The following is an 18,929-nucleotide window of genomic DNA, read 5'->3' as shown; positions in this document are numbered from 1 at the left end:
ATATGTTAAATCAAGAAAAAACACACTAATTCTATGCGTTTGTTTGTATTTTTGAGCCATGAAAAATCGCGTTTTTTTACTTGCAATTGCACTAATTTTTGTCGATTTTGCTTTTGGTCAAGGTTGTTCGCAGTGCAAACTATTGGCTCAGCAAGGAAGTGAATTAGATGCAAACTCTTTTGGTTCTTCCATCAATTCTGGAATTTTATTCTTGATTGCTATTCCTTATTTAATCTTGATGTTTTTCTTTAGAAAGCAAATTGCACGTTTCTTCAAACGTAAAAAAACAGCTTAACGGTAAAAATTCATTTCGTCGATGTACTTGCGTACAGGGTCTGTTAGTAAATAACGAACATCTTTCCCTTCTTTTATTGCATGTCTAACAAAACTCGATGAAACCTTCATTACAGGAGCATCTTCACACATCACAATATTTGAATGGTTCATAAATCCGTTTTCAGGATGATGGCCAATTTCCTGAACTTCTTCTTCCTCCTGAATTGTTAAAACACGTGGATAAACATAGAATTTATAATTCGCCAGCAAATGTTCGTGATTATACCACTTGTGAAACGTTCTCAAATTATCTTCTCCCATAATTAAAGAGAATTCATAATTCGGATATTTTTCCTTCAAATGTGCTAAAGTGGTTGCCGTATAATTGGGTTGGGGCAATTTAAACTCAACATCTGAAGCTTTCAGATTAAAATTGTCTTGAATTGCTTCATTTACAATCGCCAATCGGTGATAATCTGGCAGTAAAGAAGATTTGAGTTTCAATGGATTTTGTGGCGTTACCACCATCCAAACTTGATCTATATCGGTGTATTCAGCCATGTAATTTGCAATGACTAAATGTCCAACATGAATTGGATTAAATGTTCCGAAATATAGTCCCACTCTCATTATTCGGAAATAAATTTACGAACAACTGCTTCTGCTTCTTTGCAAGCTCGATTCAATTCATCATTCAACAAAATAAAATCAAACTCTGGAGCTCGATCCAATTCGATATGAGCTTTTGCAAGACGCATTGCAATCTTTTCTTCGCTTTCTGTGCTTCGGTGTCTCAACCTGTTTTCCAATGCTTCAAATGAAGGAGGTTGCACAAAAATGGCTAATGCATTTTTCCCAATAATTTTCTTGAGATTCAAGCCACCAACTACATCAACATCAAAAATAACGGTCTTGCCAGCTGCCCAAATTCGTTCCAATTCAGAAGTTAAGGTTCCATAGAAAGTATCCGTATACACCTCTTCCCATTCAGCAAGAGCTCCTTCTTCGATCTTCTTTTTAAATCCTTCAACACCTAAAAAGTAGTAATGTTGTCCATCTACTTCTTCACCACGAGGATCGCGACTACAAGCAGAAATAGAAAAAGCCAATTCAGGGACTTTTCCTAGCAAGTATTGAACAATGGTTGTCTTTCCAGCGCCTGAAGGAGCTGAGAATATGACACATTTACCGCCACTCGAATCAAACGCCATTTTACAGGGTATTTAAAACTTGTTCTTTGATTTTTTCTAAATGATCTTTCATTTCAACGACCAATTTTTGCATTTCCACATGGTAGGATTTGCTTCCAAGGGTATTGATTTCTCGACCAATTTCTTGTGTGATGAATCCCAATTTTTTACCACAAAGAGGAATATTCATTGTCTCAAGAAAATAATTTAAGTGATTTGAGAGTCTCATTTTCTCTTCTGAAACATCCATTTTTTCGATATAGAAAATAATTTCTTGTTCCAAACGATTCAAATCAATCGATATATTGGTGATTTTTTCCAAACCCGTTTTCATGCGCTCACGAACTGCTTCGATACGTGCTGTTTCGTATTTAGGAACATCTTGTAACAATTCACTAATGCGCCCAATGTTTCCTTCAAAATCTTTCCTTAATTGATCTCCTTCTTGTTTGCGGAACTCGTTTAAGTGATTACAAGCTTCACGCACCAAACTTTGAACAAAAGTCGATTCTTCATCAGAAAGTGCTTCTTTATCGTTTGAATAAATTTCAGGCATTCTCAAAACCAATGACAAAATATCGCTGGTAGACTCGCCTAATAACTCAGCTGTTTCCTTGATATCGTTGTAATAAGCCTTTGCTAAATCACGATTGATCGCATAGTTTTTTGTATCTCCAGAATTTTCCAAGTTAATTGACAATTCAACTTTTCCTCTATCTAACAATTCTGCTACAATTGAACGATTCTCCAGTTCTATCTCGCGGTACAAAGGAATTGCACGCATATTTAGATCTAAGCTTTTACTGTTTAAGGAACGGATTTCCACAACGATTTTCTTCCCTTGAAAGGAACCGCTTGCTTTTCCGTAGCCGGTCATTGATAATACCATTTGCTTCAGTTTGAGCAAAAGTAAGGAAATAATAGCTAGAAGGTGCTAATTTGGGGCTTTAAGAATAGTGTGCCTTTCAAAATAGTGGTTTATTCATCCAATATAAGTCCCGCAATTTCTCACGGGACTCATTGGAAACGATATGCAGTTAGTCTTGTGCTACTACCACTGCAGTGGGATTAGCTCCAAGAGCATCTTTGATTTTTGCTTCTAATTCATCCATTAATTCTGGGTTATCAGCAATCATATTTTTTACAGAATCTCTTCCTTGCCCTAAACGTGTTTCCCCATAAGAGAACCAAGATCCACTCTTTTTTAAGATATTCAATTCTACTCCAATGTCAATGATCTCACCTACTTTAGAAATTCCTTCTCCATACATGATATCAAACTCCGCTTTACGGAATGGTGGCGCTACTTTGTTTTTCACCACCTTCACCTTTATTCGGTTACCTATTACATCTTCTCCTTCTTTGATTTGGGCTGATCTGCGAATATCAATACGCATAGAAGCATAGAATTTCAAAGCATTACCACCTGTTGTTGTTTCTGGATTACCGAACATTACTCCAATTTTATCACGTAACTGATTGATAAAAATGCAACAACATTTTGCTTTACTAATCGAACCTGTCAATTTACGAAGTGCTTTCGACATCAAACGAGCTTGTAATCCCATTTGAGAATCTCCCATTTCACCTTCGATTTCCGCTTTGGGAGTCAAAGCCGCAACAGAGTCAATCACTAATAAATCAACTGCACCCGAACGAATCAAGCTATCTGCAATTTCCAATGCTTGCTCACCATTATCAGGTTGAGAGATTAATAAATTTTCAATGTCTACACCTAATTTTTGTGCATAAAACTGATCAAATGCGTGTTCTGCATCAATAAAAGCAGCTATTCCACCATTTTTCTGACATTCCGCAATTGCATGAATTGCCAAAGTTGTTTTACCAGAAGATTCTGGCCCATATATTTCAACAATTCTTCCTTTCGGATAACCGTTTACGCCTAATGCTATATCTAATGTAATTGAACCAGAAGGAATTACTTCTATCTCTTCAATTGCACTATCTCCTAATTTCATTACAGATCCTTTTCCGAAAGTCTTATCTAACTTTTCCATTGTTAGCTGAAGTGCTTTCAATTTTTCCGGGTTAACTTCTTTAACTGCCATATCGTTTAATTTATATCGTTTTGTTATCGTTTCTGCAAATGTATGTCGAGTAGGTCGTAAACTACTTACGATGTATTACTCAGAGTAAATTTAAAATCTCCTCACCGTGATTTTTGGTGTTCGGTTTCTCAATAATATGGGTAATTACGCCATTTTCATTGATTACAAACGTTGTTCGATGAATTCCATCGTATTCACGACCCATAAACTTTTTCAATCCCCAAACTTTAAATGAATCAATCATTTTACGTTCAGTATCAGCTATTAATGGAAAAGGTAAACTAAACTTTTCAATAAACCGAGTGTGCATTTTATCAGTATCCATACTTACTCCCAAAATCGAATAACCTTTCTGTTGAATTGCTTGATACGAATCTCTTAAACTGCATGCTTGATTCGTGCAAGCTGGTGTATTGTCTTTTGGATAGAAATAAATAACCACTTTTTTACCTGAAAAACTGGTATTTGTAAACTCTTTTCCATTTTGATCGATTCCCCGAAAATCAGGCATCTGATCACCTACTTTTAATCCTGTCATTTATTTGTTGGGTATTTAAACATTTAATTGACGAGTAACTAATCAAAAGTACAACAATATTTTAAACAGACAAGTTTTTGTTGTATTTTTTGTTTAGTATTTCGTCATTTTTATTTTTAGGGTTATTTATTTTCTCTGAAAAACCCTAATTATTCTGGGAAATAGACACTATGCCCTGTTTCTTGTTCTAACAAAAATTTATTGCGGATAACTTCTTGAACGGGTCGTTTTTCAATCTTACATTCCAACCAAGAAATAATATCCAAGTATAAAAACGGTCGTTTTTCATAGGGAAGCTTGGAAAGCTTGACCAATTTTCCATGTAAAATTCGGAAGGCACGCATCAAAGAACGATCATCAACAAATGGAAGTTGCCGCAAAAAATTCAATATTTCTTGTTGAACACCATGTAAATCTCCCATGTTTCGAAGGAAACGATAAACCGATTTGATTTGATAGTCCAATAAATGATCTTCTGTCCCCAATTCAAAGTGAGCAATCAGATTTAAAATGCGGGCAAAAGCTTGAATATCTTCTCTCAAAGAAACATCTTTCAATTGAATAATACGATTCAAATATTTGATCGCCATTTTGTTGTCTCCATTTCCGAAATACAAACAGGCAACCTTGTAATACAGAATCATGATTCGGTGATTGTCCAAACGATCCTCATGATCTGAAATAAACTGCTCTACTTTTGGCACAATCTCCAGTCCTACTGAAAAAGTACCACATAAATAATAATAGTTAATCTTTGCAATGAGCCAATACATGCGATGTAACAAGGCGATATTCTCATTCTCCCGGTCACCCAAATCAGCATGTTCGAGTTTCTGAATTGATTCCAACAAACGCTTGTGGTTTCTCAAATTGAATAAAGCATTTTGCAGATTATAAAGTCCTTTCAAATACATTTCGCGGTAATAATCTTTTACGTGCGAATGATCTTCGAATAATTTCACCCACAAACTAGCGTATTTGAAGCACATCTTAAATTCCTGTGTGATATAATGATACCAAACATAAGCATTGTATAAATGCATTTTTTCTTCAAAATTTAGTTCTGAAATTTGATAAGCTGGCAATCGTTTTGCGAAGAACTCTTTCACAAATCGATTATCTTTTTCATCGCGCACAAAACCTCCTTTTACATTCAAAGCATACAATTGCAAAGACAAATTCGAAAATTGGATACTTCCTTGAACATGGCGACTTAAGTTACTGCTTTCTAAAGTAAGCTCATCTGCACGTGAAGAAACACTGCGGGTAATATGCTGTGATTCAATAAATTTTTCGAAATCGAGAACTTCTAAATGCAAAACCGTTGATTGAATTTTAATCGCATGTTGCTTGGCCTTTTCTAGCAATTTCAACGCTTGATTATAGAATCCTTTTTCATACAAAATCAAGGCATGATCTATGGATTCTCGAATTTCAATTGCTGGAAGATGTGGAGCATGTTGCAATCTTAAACTTGTCAGTAATTGCTTGTATAAATGCGCTTTTATATTCGAAAGTTGACTTTTTTTGATTCCACTAATCTTTGAAATAGCCACATCGTCTGAATAATTCTCCGTTTTATCAATAAAATCAAACAATTGCAGGTATTTTATTTCCTCTTGAGAAGAAGAGTTTCTATTTGCATAGAGTTTGAAACTGCGTTTTTCTGCCTTCGATAAGGAAGAAATCAACCGAACTAAACTATCTGTAGACCCTGTGGACATTGTAATTTTTTGTTTAAAAAATTGTTTATATTCTTTTGATTTACAACTAAATAACTAAGTTCAACTACTACTTGGGTATCGTAAATATCGAAAACATTGATTTCAGATATCCCAAGTTATGATTCATCTTTGTTTTGTTCAAATGATTTTATGGTCATTTTAACCCAAAAATGTACTCTTTTGAGTAACAGGAGTAGGGGTGCTCTTGTTTTTTCGATTAATAGCAAAAAAAATCCTTTGTCAGTTGACAAAGGGTTTTTTATTCACCCAAAAATACGTTGAATTGTTGAATTAAGATTGGCATGTTGGAAAGAAAATCCAGCAGAACTAATTTTCGTGTTTGATACTTTATTTCCATAAAGAAGCATCATGGCCATTTTTCCAAATAATAAGCGAACCATAAACGCTGGAATCGCAGGCAACAATCGTTTATTCAATCGTTTGGCGATTAATTTTGTCAATTCTTTATTGGTCGTATTTCCAGCAGAAGCATGAAAGGATCCTTCTAATTGATTGATTAAAACAAATTCAAAAATACGGTACAAATCTTGGGAATAAATCCAGGGAATTGCTTGTTCACCAGAACCCAAAACTCCCCCAAATCCTTTTTTTATCGGATTCGCCAATTTTTCTAATGCTCCCCCCTTTTCACTTAACACAACTGCAATTCGAACTTTGGAAACTTTACAAATGTCTTGAAAAGAATCAGCAGCTTGTTCCCATTTTCGCGTTATTTCGGATATGATGTCTGAACCAAAAGAATCTTCCTCTGTGTATGTTTTTTCAGGGTGATCAAATCCATAAGCTACAGCTCCTGAGGCCGAAATATACTGTTTCAAGGAATTAGAATTTTTAAAACAGTCTCTCAAAAAATGAGTTGTTTGCACCCTTGAATCGAAAAGCTCTGCAATACGCGATTTTGTCCACCGTTTTGCGGCCAATTCAGCACCACATAAATTGATTAGAATGGTTGTTCCTTCAAGAGCTCTTTCATCGATCTGATTGGCCAATGGATTCCAGTTCAAAGAAAAATGAGGTAAGTCTGTTTCCTTTCGAGACAAAATCCAAACTTCGTGTCCGGCATTTCTCAACTGATTAGCTAAACCTGTTCCAATAAATCCTGAGCCTCCAGCAATAACTATCTTTTCCATAATTTCCTTGAATATGCTTCGAATTTAAATGAAAAAAGAATCTCCATTTGTTATAAACCTGTTACTTTTACAAAACTCGACATTCAGAATGAAACAAAAGCCATGAAAAAGTATATTTTCCCCTTACTACTTGTTGGATTAGTGTCATGCGGTTCAGACAATTCCGCAAAAAAAGACACGAAAGAACAAAGCACTATCGTAAAACAGTTCAAAAATGAATCAGAGATGGATGCACAAGTTTTAGCATTGAAAAAAATCACTGAAGCTTCTGGCCTAGTGGGAAATTCGCTGCATTACGACAAAATGGATGGAACATTTATTGAAGTCATTGGGCATTTAGACACGACAAATGTGATTCAAATTTTGGAGGAACAGTTTTCAGAAGGGAATGGAAAAACAAATGGTACACGTTTCTATTATCTGAATAATGGTTTGCCTTTCGTGACACAAGAATTAATTGATCAGGTGGATGGAACAAATCAAGCTTTATTTGTTGACCGCATTTCTTATTACGATGAAAAAGGAAAAGTAATCAAAACAAAAGTACGAAGTGCTTCTTTTGAAGATGATATCTATCAATTAAAATATCAAGCAGCTCCATTACATTCCGTAAGTATTGATCGCGCAATGAAGGCTTTAAATTCTAAGGGAGAATTTGCAACAACATTTCAAGGATTCGTCAATCAAGATGTGTTTAGTTATTTAATCGTTGGACCGAATGATCCTGATGGATTTACAACTGCTTTGAGACTAGATTACAAAGATCAGCTAGTAAATATCTTGTATAGCGATCCTAAAAAGTATTTGGGTGCAAAAATTCAAATCAATTTTGAAGTGCATGAAGACCGTGGATTTGAATTCCAGGTATATGCGGGCGGGAAATTTGTAGACTAACAATAATTCAAAATTATGAATGCAAAATTCAAAAAGAGTTTATTTCCAATTCCTTTTTTGCATACTAAATTTTGCGTTTTTAATTTACTTGATTTTCCCTAATTCTTCTTTCAGATAATCAATGATATCAATCTCAATTGGATCACCGTGTTTCAAATCGGATAAGTAAAGAGAAATCCAATCGATTAAATGAATCAAGTAAATACTTTTCTCAACAGGAGTTGATCCTTTTGCTTGGATTGTTTCAACTTTATCTGTTTTTGATTTCGTGCGTTCAACAGAGATATCGAAACGTATTTGATTGCGCATCGTTAAATCCCCTGTTTGAATAAACAAACATGCATATCGATTGTCTCCACCACCCCATCCAACAAGCTCATTGTGATTCATTTCCGGAATAACATGTTGCCAACACAACTCTTTGGAATTCTCATTCAATTGTTGCTTTGCACGAATGGTAATTGCTTCATATTCTGAACCAGCGTAAACGGCAATCGTTCTTTTTTGAAGTTCTTTTGCCAAGCGCATTGCTTCAGATTTAATGCTGATTTCATTGGAATCAATCAAGTTTTTCCCATTTAAAATTTCATTCAAGATTGTTTCTTGTGCAAAACCTAACTGAAGGAAAATATTGCTTAATTGTACCAAGGAAAAGGCCAAAGCGGTTCTTGGAGGATTGCCTCCAGGAACGATTACATATTGGAAATTATTTGCTTTACAGAACACTTCTAACAAGCCCCCAGAACAAATTCCTATAACTGTTGCGCCTTTTGTCTTAGCATCTTCTACAGCATGTAGCGTCTCCTCTGTGTTTCCAGAATACGAAGATCCAATAACCAAAGAATGCTTGTTTACAAATGCTGGAAGTGAATATTCTTGAACAGAAAGTACTGGAATAGAACAATACTTTTGAATCCATTGAGCAACAATTCTACCACCAATTCCAGATCCACCCATCCCACAAATCACAATATTTCTGATTTCTTGATTGGGTTTAACGAATTTAGCTTTAGCTGCTATATCTAGCGCTTCACTGATGTTGGCCGAAAATTCCTGAATGAGTTTTTCCATAATTCACTTTGAAGTTTGTAAATATAGCAAGGCTTTTCTTAACTGGATAAGTTTTAAAAATCTTCACTTGATATAAATTAACGTACTTTTACCAAAAAATAGAATATGAAGCCTAGAAATGCGTCTGAAACACTTGCTATTACTACAAAAGTTGTTTTGCCAAATGACACCAATACTCTTGGGAATTTATTTGGTGGGCAGCTCTTAGCTTGGATGGACGAGATTGCAAGCGTTTCAGCTCACAGACACTCACGCAGGGTCGTTGTAACAGCAAGTGTCAACAATGTTAGTTTCAACTCTCCCATCAATCATGCATCTATCGTTACCTTGGAATCGAAAGTTTCACGAGCATTTAATTCTTCGATGGAAGTATTTGTGGATGTTTTTGTGGAAGACCACATTACGGGAAAAAGAAGCAAATCCAATGAAGCAATCTACACTTTTGTTGCTGTTGATCAAAATGGAGGACCTATTCAAGTTCCTGAATTAATTCCCGAAACAGAAGAAGAAATTGAGCGCTTTGAAGGTGCTTTGAGAAGAAAGCAATTGGCCTTAATTTTAGCAAAGAAAATGAGTCCGAAGGATGCTACTGAATTGCGGAAGTTGTTTACGGAATAAACAAATTTAATATCTGTCTCGATACTTCCGCCTTGTCAGTTCGAGTATCCCGACATTTTCAATCGGGATGTATCGAGAACACATTGCGGAAACTCGACATGACATGCGTTTTATTTTATCAAATCTGATTTTATTTTCTCTGCATTCTGCAAATTCATACACTTGAAGTGTTTCTTAGGGCATTCTTTGTATCCAATTTTCGAACAGGGTCTGCAACTTAATCCTTCTACTTCGTGGATCGTATAAAGCGATTTATCCTGCGGAGCATAGGTATACATTCCCAAATCAGGAACTGTATTTCCCCAAACACTCACGATTTGCGTTTCAAAGCAACTCGCAATGTGCATCAAACCTGTGTCTCCCGTCAATAATTTTTTGCTGTGCTTTGTCATGAAAGCTGATTGTCTGAGAGTCAATTTTCCGCAAAGGCTGATTACTTGTTGATTGGGAAGTTCTTGTATTAATTGTTCCGAACGATCACTGTCCATTGGTCCTCCCAATAAAACAATTGGTTGCTGAATTCCTTCAAGCACTTTCTTCATTAAATCGAGCGGCATTTGTTTGGTTGCAAACTGAGCTCCCATTGCCACAGCGATGAATTTTTTAGGTTGTAATTGAAGCTCTTCCAAATTCACCGAATCTTCTTCCGTTAGAAAAAAGTCGCACGGTTTCAAATCATTTTTCACTCCCAAATGCTTCACAGCCTCAAAATAACGATCAACAACATGTACTTTTGGCATTCGATTGATCTTGAAAGTCGTCAACAATAGCTTGGAAAAATTCTTCTTGGGGAAAGCAAATGATTTCACCTTCAAGGCTCTTTTTAACCGTAAAGTACGAATGTTGTTATGCAAATCAATCACATAATCATACTGCTCTGATTTGAGTTTTTCTACTACCTCATCCACCGATTTTTCGATGGTAATGATGCGATCAATATTCGGATTATGCTCCAATACAGCTTTGAATCCCTTCTTGGTAATGAAATGAATTTCAACTTGCTCGATTTGCTCTTTCAAGCAACGCACAACTGGTGTGGTTAAAACCACATCTCCTATTGAGCTGAACCGAACAACGAGAATTTTCATGGTGCCAAAGGTATAAAAAGAAAAAGGTTGATTCAATTGAATCAAATAATCTATTTTGGAGCTTATTTTAAACAAAAAATGTGGTTTTCCGCAATGCACTTTCAGTATTTATACTGATGCTTGGTAATTTATTAAGTTGTAGTTTGGCACTCAACAAACTCATTACTACTTATGAAAACTACAAAAATCACCTCATCATTTTTATCAAAAAGCCTGCTATTACTAAGCTTTAGTGCAATTTCAGCAACTTCATTTTCTCAAACAAACACATTTCCAACTTCTGGAAATGTTGGAATTGGAACATCTGGTACACCAACCACCAAACTTCAAGTGAATGGTTCTGCTCGCATCGATTCCATGTTGGTGGTCAAAGATTCAATCATTGTCAATAAAACAGCTCATCTAAAAAGCAATTTAAAAGTTGCTGGAGAAGCCGTTTTTAAAGACAATGTAATCATTCGACAAGATCTAAAAGTAGTTGGACAATCGAATCTAGTTGGAGATGTTGTCATCAAAGAGGGTGATTTAAAAATCAAATCATTGGCCGATTCAACCTTGCCAGATGACGGTATTTTACTCATTAACGCCAACGGGAAAGTGAAAAATGGCGGAGATTTGAAGAGTTTGGTTTATCTGCCTCTTGCAGAGCAAACTCCTGCTTGTTTATCCGATTTAAATGGTGGAACAATCTATTCTGCTCCCTATTGGCAGGCGGCAGGAATGCCAAATCCAATGATGTACTTAATTAACACTCCATGTTCTCCAGACCCGCGTTTGGGTGTAGGTATTAAACCACAAGCGAAATTACATATTAAGTTGTCAAACAATAACAGTATAAATCCAATCTTAGTGCAAGATGCTAATGGATTCAAATTATTACAACTTCAATCTAATGGTACAATTCTAGGAAGGAAAATACGATTAGATATGCAGAATTGGGCAGATTTCGTTTTTGATCCAAATTATCAATTGATGGATTTGGACAGCTTGGCCTTGTACATTTCGAAGAACAAACATTTACCAGATATTCCATCGGAAGAAAACGTTATAAATCAAGGGATTGATCTGGGTGAAATGCATCGATTATTGCTTAAAAAGGTGGAAGAACTTACATTGTACTTGCTTCAAGAGAAAAAGAAAAATGACGAATTGGAAGAACGTTTGAAACGAATTGAAGAACAATTAGCTAAATAGAATAACCATGAAAACAATTACAAGCGTCGCATTGTTTATTCTGTTTTCCAGTTCATTATTTGGCCAACAAGATACCATTGCTGTTACAAAAAGAGAATTAGCAGATTCAATCTACGGATTGATTAATACTACTAATATGCCGTCTGGTAGATTGTTTAATCGCCAGTTTCGACCTACAACTGAGAGTACACTTTTCCATTTTTCGAAGGATAGTATTTCTACTCAAGACACCATTAAACCTGATTATATTTATAGCAGTTTATTGGAACTGAAAGAAATTTCAATAAATCCTGGGTTAGAAACAGATGCTTGGGATTTATTCGATTCTGTTCAAAAGTTCTGTTTAGAGGAAGAATTTGATAATAATAGAGTAATCGTACCAATTACTTTTATTGATAAAATCTACCATTATTACGATGATTCTACTGCTATTTCGAATGAAACAATCGTTTTAAATAGTGAAAATAAATTTGATGAAACAAACAATTCGATTGTTCAGGTTTTTGACGAAAAACGTATTCGTTTAGCAGGCCCTTTATATGATTTCATGAGTGCAGAAGTCTATTATTTCTATGTGAAACGTGACTGGTTAGTGGTTGACTCTATAGATAAAATAGATCACTTCAGTATTGGTCTCGGAGATTTTTGGTATGAACTTCCTTTTGATACCTACCTTCCAATAAAAGCTCCGCGTGAATTGGCCTTTAACTTCAAGATTCGGGTTCATTATAAAAATGAGCTGCAACAAAAAGATGCTATGGATTGGGTAATAGAATTTTTAGCTCAATACTCCAATTTGACTTTAATGGACCTGCCAATAAACAAAAAGATTTGTAATGAGGACAACCAAATTGCACACGGAAACAACAAATTACAATGGTGTTTGGTTCACGGTTGTACAACGGATCAGTTTGAAGCTGAAAAGCCATTCATTTTATTAACAGGATACCGCCCTCCAATTTTATCGCAATCTTTCGACAAAACGTATAGTAATTATAGTACATACCACAATGCATTGTTGGAATTGTTGCGAAATAAACATGCCTTTGATGTTTACTTGGTACGATTCAATATTCACAGTCAAACACAAACCCATGGAATCGTAGAATCAGCGAAATTATTGAAGGATTTTATTCATTATGTGAACGAACGAAAAGCAGGTGTAAGCTCCATGGGGGCCTACAATGAAAATGTGATTATGGCATCATCCATGAGTTGTGATGTGGCACGGCTTGGATTATTGATGATGGAAAAAGAACATGCTCAAGGAGCAAACCACCACCACACGCGGTTATTTATCAGTTATGATGGAAATTTTTACGGCGCAAATATCCCGTTGGCCTCTCAAGCAATGCTTTATAGTAACAAAAGTGTTCCCAAACCAATCACAGTAAATCAGGAGCTACTGATGTATATGTATAGTGCTATGAAACAAAAAACAACCAAGCAACTTTTAGCCTATCATATTGCAACAGCAAATGAGAACCCGTATGACAATCCATTCTTTGATATTTCAAAAGTTGCCAGCCCCAATCAAGAACGCATTAATTTCTTGAGTTTTCTCAACTCGTATGATAACGGTGTGCACTCAACACCCATGCCAAATAAAATAAGACAGGTAGGAATTTCATTGGGCAAAATAAGCGGCACGAATGACGAAAATGTACCAAGTGGGTTGGATTTTAATGGTGAAGGAGAAAATTGGGTAGATTTGAATAACTTACTTGAAAAATACATTCTTCGAAGTGCAAAGTACACCACCTCAGGGGAATATTTTAAGCTGTTTCATCGTGATTTGATCATCTGCCCAACCTGTTTTCTAGGAATACCTATTCCCTATTCCGTGGTGAAAGAACGCTTGCATGTAAGCCAAATGCAGGAAGTAGATAATGCAGGAGGATCTTATTTGCCTGGAGCGGGAAATATTCTGGCCATCAGTAATCTAGTTATGTTCGGTGGGTTTCAGAAAAAAATTCAGTTCTCCCACAAAAGTGTAGCAACTGCACTTGCCATAAACCCCACGCTTTGGCCAGGTGACGGAAGCTTGCGTGTAAATGTGCAGGATTTGGGATTGATGAAAACAAGAAAAAAAATTGATGGAACTTTTATTCAATCAAACTATCATGGCTATCCCCATTTAGGAAGACCTGCGGATTACCGCGATATTACTCCGTTTGATGCCATTTACATAGATAACAAAATCAACCCACATATTAACTTGCAAGATGACGATGCTGCAGATTCTGATAGTTTACGTGATTTTTTATTGAATGAAATCGAACCCGATTACCTCTTCCTTCAAAACTTTGAGTTGGGCAGCCAGGCAAGACCGGATTATACCTACCGTGCCAAACGAAGAGCCAAAGTAGCCATTTACGTGGGTGATTCTATAACACCTTCGACGCCTTATGGACCCTTTCGATTAGCTCCAAATGCAGATTTAGTGCTTGTGGCTGGAGACTATTTGGAAATTGACGGGTACTTTGAAACGGAATTTGGTTCTCAATTTACTGCGTCTACTGAATATGAATATTGTAACCCCAATAAAATGGGATCATCTGATGGATCAGCAGCTGACTATGGTGAAGGAACGATAACCGATTCAACAGATGATGAAAATCAAAGGCAGGAAGCGATGGAAAGGGATGAATTAAGCATGTATCCCAATCCTACGAATGGCCAATTTCAGTTAATTAGTAATCATCTTATAAAAACAGTAACTTGCTATTCCATGACGGGAATTCGCATATTTGAAACGGAACCCAATTCTGAGAATTGGGAGAGTGAGCAACAATTAGCTCCGGGAACTTACATCATTCGGTGTTTGATTAATAACCGTTGGCAACAACAAAAACTGGTGGTATTATGAAACTAGGTGTTTTATTCATTGGAACTTTATTTATTTTCTTGTTAAGCACCTGCACTAAGTTTGGCAAGAATGTCTATGTAGATGGGTATGTTCGTAATGCTATTACAGGAGAGCCCTATGCTAATATCTCACTCAGACTTTATAGAGGCCAAATTAGTTGGGGAGATCCAGTTGGAACGGCTTCAAAAACTCTGAAAGAAGTTACCACCGATGCCAATGGTTACTACAAAGCAGAGCATTTATCCACACCTTTTAATGCAGTCTACATACAGCTTGGTAAGGGAGTTGAAGGGGGTTACATTTTAGTAGAGGGACAAACTCCAACGGTTATCAAAAAAGGCAAAAAGAGACATGTTGATTTTGGGATAGTACCGTATGGAGCAATAAGTATCCACATTAAAAATGTTTCGTGCTTCAACACAAATGATAAAATTAGGCTTTACTTTGATGGCGCTGATTATAATTCGAACGTATTTAGTACAGGTTTAATGACAGAACTTGAAGGATGTATAGATATACAAGATTCTCCAACTAAGATCTCTATGGGAAATCAGTACTTCCATTGGGAAGTAACCAAGAATGGAATAACGACTACTTATTATGAAACCATTTTTGTGGAGGAAAATCAAACTGCTACATTGAATGTGTTTTATTGAGAGAACTTTCTTTTCAATTTTGTGCTTACTCTTATTAAGCACCTGCACTAAGTTTGGCAAGAATGTCTATGTAGACGGTCGGATCTACAATCCTATCACCGGTGAAGGAATACCAAACATTCCCATTCGGTTGTATCGGAGTAAATTAGATTCCAAAGATCCATTGGGAACGGATTCAAAAACTCTTCAAACTACCACAACAGATGCCAACGGATATTACAAAGTGGAGCATTTATCTACACCTTTTAATCAGGTCTCAATCCGACTGAATAGTTTGGATTATTATCCTATTGGTTGGGTTGATTTTGGAAATACCAACGCGGCTGGTGTGAAAAAGGGAAAACGAAATCATTTTGATTATCAAATGGTGCCATATGGGAAGATCATTATTTATATTAAAAATAATTCCTGTGTCGATTCCAATGACAATGTTAAATTATATTTTGATGGAGGGCCATATGATTCGAATGTTTTTCATAAAGGATTAATAATTAACCTAGATGGATGTATTGATTCACCCGATCCTCCAATAAAAATCTCCTCTGGATACAAGTATTTCCATTGGGAAGCAACAAAAAATAATGTAACCACAACCTATTATGACACTGTTTTTGTAAATGAAAATCAAACTACAACACTGAATGTTTTCTATTAGAATATTTAACTTTTCATGGATTCTATTCCTTTTCACTTTATGCACCTGCACCAAATTCGGCAAAAACGTCTATGTAGACGGCTATGTTAGCAATGCCATTACGGGTGAACCTGTTCCAAATGTTTCTTTGAGACTTTACCGAGGTCAAATTAGTTGGGGGGATCCTGTCGGAACTGCATCCAAAACACTGAAAACAGTTACTACCGATGCCAATGGATATTATAAAGCAGAGCATTTATCTACACCTTTTAACGCCGTTTACATACAAATTGGGAATGGAGTGGAAGGAGGTTACGTTTTAATAGACGGACAGGATTCAAAGTTGATCAAAAAGGGAAAACGAAATCATTTTGATTATCAAATGGTTCCTTATGGAAATTATAAATTAATAATAAACAACATAAATTGTCAAGGAGTAAATGATACGATCATAATAAACCAAACAAATCAAGTCGGATCCTTTTTGGGTATCGATTGGATACTAAAAGGGTGTAATGGATACATTACCGCAAATGAAAAAGCACCAATGGGAACTGTATATACTCATTATATCATAATACGGAATGGTATATCCAATGAATATGAAGTGAATTTTGAAATACTTCCTAATCAAGATAACGTTCAAACAATTAATTATTAATGCGGTTTTTTGCACCACTTTTTATTCTATTGATAGTCACTTCCTGCACCAAATTCGGTAAAAACGTCTACGTAGAGGGGCGCGTCTACAATCCTATCACTGGTGAAGGAATACCTAATATTCCCATTCGCTTGTATCGGAGTAAATTAGATTCCAAAGATCCATTGGGAACGGATTCCAAAACTCTCCAAACTACTACCACAGATGCTAACGGATATTATAAAGTGGAGCATTTGTCTACACCATTCAATCAAGTTTGGATCCGATTAAACAGTTTGGATTATTATCCTGTTGGTTGGGTCGACTTTGGAAATACCAACGTGGCTGGTGTTAAAAAGGGAAAACGAAATCATTTTGATTATCAAATGGTACCTTATGGAGAAATCAAAATAAGTATTCATAATGTGAATTGTGGAGGAGCAAATGATACCTTAATTTATAATAGAACCTATACTTCTGTAGATGGTATTTCAGTGTTTCAACCGTTTACTTTAACAGGTTGTTATGATAATGATGGTGCTTTTGCTAAAGTTCCTAGTGGAGATTACCTAGTAGAATGGACAGTTATAAGAAATGGGACCAGTAATTCTTATTCACATGTTGTGACTGTGCCAGGGAATGGGCAAATAGCATATAATATTGACTATTAGTATGCGTTTTGTCTTTAATATCATCGGAATATTTTTGGCCTTAACTTCCTGTACCAAATTAGGCAAAAACGTCTATGTAGATGGGTATGTTCGTAATGCCATTACGGGTGAACCTGTTCCAAATGTTTCTTTGAGACTTTATCGGGGTCAGGTTAGTTGGGGAGATCCAGTTGGAACGGCTTCAAAAACTCTGAAAGAAGTTACCACCGATGCCAATGGCTACTACAAAGCAGAGCATTTATCCACACCTTTTAATACAGTTTACATACAGCTTGGTAAGGGAGTTGAAGGGGGGTACATTTTAGTAGAGGGACAAACTCCAACGGTTATCAAAAAGGGCAAAAAAAAACATGTTGATTTTGGAGTAGTTCCGTATGGATATTTGAAACAAACAATAAAAAACACATCTTGTTTTAATCAATCAGACACACTTTTTTTTAATAGAAAATATCAAATATCAAATATTTCTAATATATCTGATGTTGACGTAATTTATTCGGGATGTGTTGATTTTAATTCTGGATATTACAAATTTCCAATGGGCTGGTACTATATAAGTGGATATTACAAGAAAAATAATGTAGTAACAGCATTTAGTGATAGCATATATATCACTGAAGGTGGATATCATGAATGGGTTTTTGAATATTAAGACCCTGTTTTGTACAATAATGATTCAGATTTTTCAAAGGTTTGTTAATATTGGGAAGAATGCTTGGCAGCAACAAAAACTGGTGGTAATATGAAATTAGGTGTTTTATTCATTGGAACTTTATTTATTTTCTTGTTAAGCACCTGCACTAAGTTTGGCAAGAATGTCTATGTAGACGGGCGGGTCTACAATCCTATCACCGGTGAAGGAATACCAAACATTCCCATTCGGTTGTATCGGAGTAAATTAGATTCCAAAGATCCATTGGGAACTGATTCCAAAACCCTCCAAACTACAACTACAGATGCCAACGGATATTACAAAATGGAGCATTTGTCAACACCATTCAATCATGTTTGGATTCGATTAAACAATTTGGATTATTATCCTATTGGGTGGGTCGGTTTTGGACATACGGGATCAGAATTAGTTAAAAAAGGGAAAAGAAACCATTTGGATTATGAAATGGTTCCTTATGGAAATTATAAGATAGTTGTCAACAATATTAATTGTCAAGGAGCCAATGACACGATAATAATCAGAAGAACAAATCAAGTTGGATCATTCTTGGCGATCGATTGGGTTTTGACAGGTTGTGGTGGATATAATTCTAGTTTTTCACAAGCTCCAATGGGGACTGTTTATACCCATTATACGGTGATTAGAAATGGAGTTTCAAATGAGTATGACGTTAATTTTGAAATTCTTCCAAATCAGGATAACATTCAAACAATCAATTACTGATGAGATTCTTGCTGGCACTTTTCATATTACTAAATACAGTTAATTCCTGCACCAAGTTTGGAAAAACCGACACAGCTAAAGGGCGTGTTCTAAATCCTGTTACCGGAGAGGGTATTTCTGGGATGGAACTGAAATTACTAAAATCAACGGCAGGTTTGCCAGGAGGAAATAAGGCAGTAAAAACGGTTGATATAAACTACTAACCTTCGAGAAATCGCTCAGATATAAAAAAGAAGCGTCGCCAATCTTC

At 35.9% G+C, this 18,929-nt stretch carries 21 protein-coding genes; 12 read left to right on the top strand and 9 right to left on the bottom strand.

Annotation, left to right across the window (positions count from 1 at the left end):
• Positions 1-58 precede the first annotated feature (58 nt).
• Positions 59-295 carry a hypothetical protein gene (locus FLUTA_RS08335; RefSeq protein ID WP_013686425.1) on the top strand — a complete coding sequence of 79 codons (237 nt, stop codon included), beginning with the start codon at positions 59-61 and terminating at the stop codon, positions 293-295.
• Here the strand turns inward: FLUTA_RS08335 and nadD are convergent.
• The 7 genes from nadD to FLUTA_RS08300 all read right to left on the bottom strand — a co-directional run bounded on the left by nadD (position 292) and on the right by FLUTA_RS08300 (position 6,948).
• A complete protein-coding gene (nadD, locus tag FLUTA_RS08330; RefSeq protein WP_013686424.1) occupies positions 292-906 on the bottom strand; it encodes a nicotinate (nicotinamide) nucleotide adenylyltransferase in 615 nt (204 codons plus the stop codon). The genes FLUTA_RS08335 and nadD overlap by 4 nt on opposite strands.
• On the bottom strand, positions 906-1,487 hold the full coding sequence (gene gmk, locus FLUTA_RS08325) for a guanylate kinase (protein ID WP_013686423.1): 582 nt from the start codon (positions 1,485-1,487) through the stop codon (positions 906-908). The genes nadD and gmk overlap by 1 nt, the downstream gene beginning before the upstream one ends.
• Before the next feature lies 1 nt (position 1,488).
• Positions 1,489-2,355: a YicC/YloC family endoribonuclease gene (locus tag FLUTA_RS08320; RefSeq protein WP_043023724.1), complete on the bottom strand. Its 867-nt coding sequence runs from the start codon at positions 2,353-2,355 to the stop codon at positions 1,489-1,491.
• 148 nt (positions 2,356-2,503) lie between these two features.
• On the bottom strand, positions 2,504-3,535 hold the full coding sequence (gene recA, locus FLUTA_RS08315; RefSeq protein WP_013686421.1) for a recombinase RecA: 1,032 nt from the start codon (positions 3,533-3,535) through the stop codon (positions 2,504-2,506).
• A gap of 79 nt (positions 3,536-3,614) precedes the next feature.
• Positions 3,615-4,073: a thioredoxin-dependent thiol peroxidase gene (bcp, locus tag FLUTA_RS08310; RefSeq protein WP_013686420.1), complete on the bottom strand. Its 459-nt coding sequence runs from the start codon at positions 4,071-4,073 to the stop codon at positions 3,615-3,617.
• 149 nt (positions 4,074-4,222) lie between these two features.
• On the bottom strand, positions 4,223-5,797 hold the full coding sequence (locus tag FLUTA_RS08305; protein WP_013686419.1) for a hypothetical protein: 1,575 nt from the start codon (positions 5,795-5,797) through the stop codon (positions 4,223-4,225).
• Positions 5,798-6,060: 263 nt separating this feature from the next.
• On the bottom strand, positions 6,061-6,948 hold the full coding sequence (locus FLUTA_RS08300) for a TIGR01777 family oxidoreductase (protein ID WP_013686418.1): 888 nt from the start codon (positions 6,946-6,948) through the stop codon (positions 6,061-6,063).
• Between the two features lie 102 nt (positions 6,949-7,050).
• Between FLUTA_RS08300 and FLUTA_RS08295 the strand changes: the two genes are divergently transcribed.
• Positions 7,051-7,842 (top strand): hypothetical protein, encoded by a 792-nt coding sequence (locus FLUTA_RS08295; RefSeq protein ID WP_013686417.1) that lies wholly within the window; start codon positions 7,051-7,053, stop codon positions 7,840-7,842.
• Positions 7,843-7,926: 84 nt separating this feature from the next.
• Here the strand turns inward: FLUTA_RS08295 and FLUTA_RS08290 are convergent, their stop codons facing one another.
• Complete coding sequence (locus FLUTA_RS08290) at positions 7,927-8,913, bottom strand: bifunctional phosphoglucose/phosphomannose isomerase (RefSeq protein ID WP_013686416.1); 987 nt, start codon at positions 8,911-8,913, stop codon at positions 7,927-7,929.
• Positions 8,914-9,018: 105 nt separating this feature from the next.
• Here FLUTA_RS08290 and FLUTA_RS08285 point away from each other — a divergent pair, with 105 nt between their 5' ends.
• Positions 9,019-9,531: an acyl-CoA thioesterase gene (locus FLUTA_RS08285; protein WP_013686415.1), complete on the top strand. Its 513-nt coding sequence runs from the start codon at positions 9,019-9,021 to the stop codon at positions 9,529-9,531.
• Between the two features lie 110 nt (positions 9,532-9,641).
• On the opposite strand, the gene FLUTA_RS08280 is transcribed toward FLUTA_RS08285, so the two are convergent.
• Entirely contained in the window at positions 9,642-10,619 is a 978-nt protein-coding gene (locus FLUTA_RS08280; RefSeq protein WP_043024186.1) for a glycosyltransferase family 9 protein, read from the bottom strand.
• Between the two features lie 171 nt (positions 10,620-10,790).
• Between FLUTA_RS08280 and FLUTA_RS20690 the strand changes: the two genes are divergently transcribed.
• From FLUTA_RS20690 to FLUTA_RS08235, 9 genes are all read left to right on the top strand, one after another.
• On the top strand, positions 10,791-11,813 hold the full coding sequence (locus tag FLUTA_RS20690; RefSeq protein ID WP_013686413.1) for a hypothetical protein: 1,023 nt from the start codon (positions 10,791-10,793) through the stop codon (positions 11,811-11,813).
• 7 nt (positions 11,814-11,820) lie between these two features.
• Positions 11,821-14,682 (top strand): T9SS type A sorting domain-containing protein, encoded by a 2,862-nt coding sequence (locus tag FLUTA_RS08270; RefSeq protein WP_013686412.1) that lies wholly within the window; start codon positions 11,821-11,823, stop codon positions 14,680-14,682.
• Complete coding sequence (locus tag FLUTA_RS08265; protein ID WP_013686411.1) at positions 14,679-15,338, top strand: hypothetical protein; 660 nt, start codon at positions 14,679-14,681, stop codon at positions 15,336-15,338. The genes FLUTA_RS08270 and FLUTA_RS08265 overlap by 4 nt, the downstream gene beginning before the upstream one ends.
• Entirely contained in the window at positions 15,325-15,993 is a 669-nt protein-coding gene (locus FLUTA_RS08260) for a hypothetical protein (protein ID WP_013686410.1), read from the top strand. The genes FLUTA_RS08265 and FLUTA_RS08260 overlap by 14 nt, the downstream gene beginning before the upstream one ends.
• The gene (locus tag FLUTA_RS08255) at positions 15,980-16,633 is read left to right on the top strand and encodes a hypothetical protein (protein ID WP_013686409.1); all 654 of its coding nucleotides are present in this window, start codon (positions 15,980-15,982) and stop codon (positions 16,631-16,633) included. Before FLUTA_RS08260 ends, FLUTA_RS08255 begins: the two co-directional genes overlap by 14 nt.
• Positions 16,633-17,283, top strand: coding sequence for a hypothetical protein (locus FLUTA_RS08250; protein ID WP_013686408.1), 651 nt, complete (start codon positions 16,633-16,635; stop codon positions 17,281-17,283). Before FLUTA_RS08255 ends, FLUTA_RS08250 begins: the two co-directional genes overlap by 1 nt.
• Position 17,284: 1 nt before the next feature.
• Positions 17,285-17,935: a hypothetical protein gene (locus FLUTA_RS08245; protein WP_013686407.1), complete on the top strand. Its 651-nt coding sequence runs from the start codon at positions 17,285-17,287 to the stop codon at positions 17,933-17,935.
• A 90-nt stretch (positions 17,936-18,025) separates the two neighbouring features.
• Positions 18,026-18,679, top strand: a complete 654-nt coding sequence (locus tag FLUTA_RS08240) for a hypothetical protein (RefSeq protein ID WP_013686406.1) — start codon at positions 18,026-18,028, stop codon at positions 18,677-18,679.
• Positions 18,679-18,882 (top strand): hypothetical protein, encoded by a 204-nt coding sequence (locus tag FLUTA_RS08235; protein WP_013686405.1) that lies wholly within the window; start codon positions 18,679-18,681, stop codon positions 18,880-18,882. The genes FLUTA_RS08240 and FLUTA_RS08235 overlap by 1 nt, the downstream gene beginning before the upstream one ends.
• Positions 18,883-18,929: the final 47 nt, after the last annotated feature.

The organism is Fluviicola taffensis DSM 16823, from assembly GCF_000194605.1.
Classification (GTDB): Bacteria; Bacteroidota; Bacteroidia; order Flavobacteriales_D; family Crocinitomicaceae; genus Fluviicola; species Fluviicola taffensis.
Note: the sequence above shows the minus strand (reverse complement) of the source record. Positions and strands in the feature narration are given on the sequence as shown.

What these genes read in the sequence shown, in the direction of transcription:
- FLUTA_RS08255 (WP_013686409.1), top strand. Translation starts at nt 15,980, where the DNA reads ATGTTTTCTATTAGAATATTTAACTTTTCATGGATTCTATTCCTTTTC.
- FLUTA_RS08320 (WP_043023724.1), bottom strand. Translation starts at nt 2,355, where the DNA reads ATGGTATTATCAATGACCGGCTACGGAAAAGCAAGCGGTTCCTTTCAA.
- FLUTA_RS08250 (WP_013686408.1), top strand. Translation starts at nt 16,633, where the DNA reads ATGCGGTTTTTTGCACCACTTTTTATTCTATTGATAGTCACTTCCTGC.
- recA (WP_013686421.1), bottom strand. Translation starts at nt 3,535, where the DNA reads ATGGCAGTTAAAGAAGTTAACCCGGAAAAATTGAAAGCACTTCAGCTA.
- nadD (WP_013686424.1), bottom strand. Translation starts at nt 906, where the DNA reads ATGAGAGTGGGACTATATTTCGGAACATTTAATCCAATTCATGTTGGA.
- FLUTA_RS08335 (WP_013686425.1), top strand. Translation starts at nt 59, where the DNA reads ATGAAAAATCGCGTTTTTTTACTTGCAATTGCACTAATTTTTGTCGAT.
- FLUTA_RS08260 (WP_013686410.1), top strand. Translation starts at nt 15,325, where the DNA reads ATGTGTTTTATTGAGAGAACTTTCTTTTCAATTTTGTGCTTACTCTTA.
- FLUTA_RS08265 (WP_013686411.1), top strand. Translation starts at nt 14,679, where the DNA reads ATGAAACTAGGTGTTTTATTCATTGGAACTTTATTTATTTTCTTGTTA.
- FLUTA_RS08295 (WP_013686417.1), top strand. Translation starts at nt 7,051, where the DNA reads ATGAAAAAGTATATTTTCCCCTTACTACTTGTTGGATTAGTGTCATGC.
- FLUTA_RS08245 (WP_013686407.1), top strand. Translation starts at nt 17,285, where the DNA reads ATGCGTTTTGTCTTTAATATCATCGGAATATTTTTGGCCTTAACTTCC.
- FLUTA_RS08285 (WP_013686415.1), top strand. Translation starts at nt 9,019, where the DNA reads ATGAAGCCTAGAAATGCGTCTGAAACACTTGCTATTACTACAAAAGTT.
- FLUTA_RS08235 (WP_013686405.1), top strand. Translation starts at nt 18,679, where the DNA reads ATGAGATTCTTGCTGGCACTTTTCATATTACTAAATACAGTTAATTCC.
- FLUTA_RS20690 (WP_013686413.1), top strand. Translation starts at nt 10,791, where the DNA reads ATGAAAACTACAAAAATCACCTCATCATTTTTATCAAAAAGCCTGCTA.
- FLUTA_RS08305 (WP_013686419.1), bottom strand. Translation starts at nt 5,797, where the DNA reads ATGTCCACAGGGTCTACAGATAGTTTAGTTCGGTTGATTTCTTCCTTA.
- bcp (WP_013686420.1), bottom strand. Translation starts at nt 4,073, where the DNA reads ATGACAGGATTAAAAGTAGGTGATCAGATGCCTGATTTTCGGGGAATC.
- FLUTA_RS08290 (WP_013686416.1), bottom strand. Translation starts at nt 8,913, where the DNA reads ATGGAAAAACTCATTCAGGAATTTTCGGCCAACATCAGTGAAGCGCTA.
- FLUTA_RS08240 (WP_013686406.1), top strand. Translation starts at nt 18,026, where the DNA reads ATGAAATTAGGTGTTTTATTCATTGGAACTTTATTTATTTTCTTGTTA.
- gmk (WP_013686423.1), bottom strand. Translation starts at nt 1,487, where the DNA reads ATGGCGTTTGATTCGAGTGGCGGTAAATGTGTCATATTCTCAGCTCCT.
- FLUTA_RS08300 (WP_013686418.1), bottom strand. Translation starts at nt 6,948, where the DNA reads ATGGAAAAGATAGTTATTGCTGGAGGCTCAGGATTTATTGGAACAGGT.
- FLUTA_RS08270 (WP_013686412.1), top strand. Translation starts at nt 11,821, where the DNA reads ATGAAAACAATTACAAGCGTCGCATTGTTTATTCTGTTTTCCAGTTCA.
- FLUTA_RS08280 (WP_043024186.1), bottom strand. Translation starts at nt 10,619, where the DNA reads ATGAAAATTCTCGTTGTTCGGTTCAGCTCAATAGGAGATGTGGTTTTA.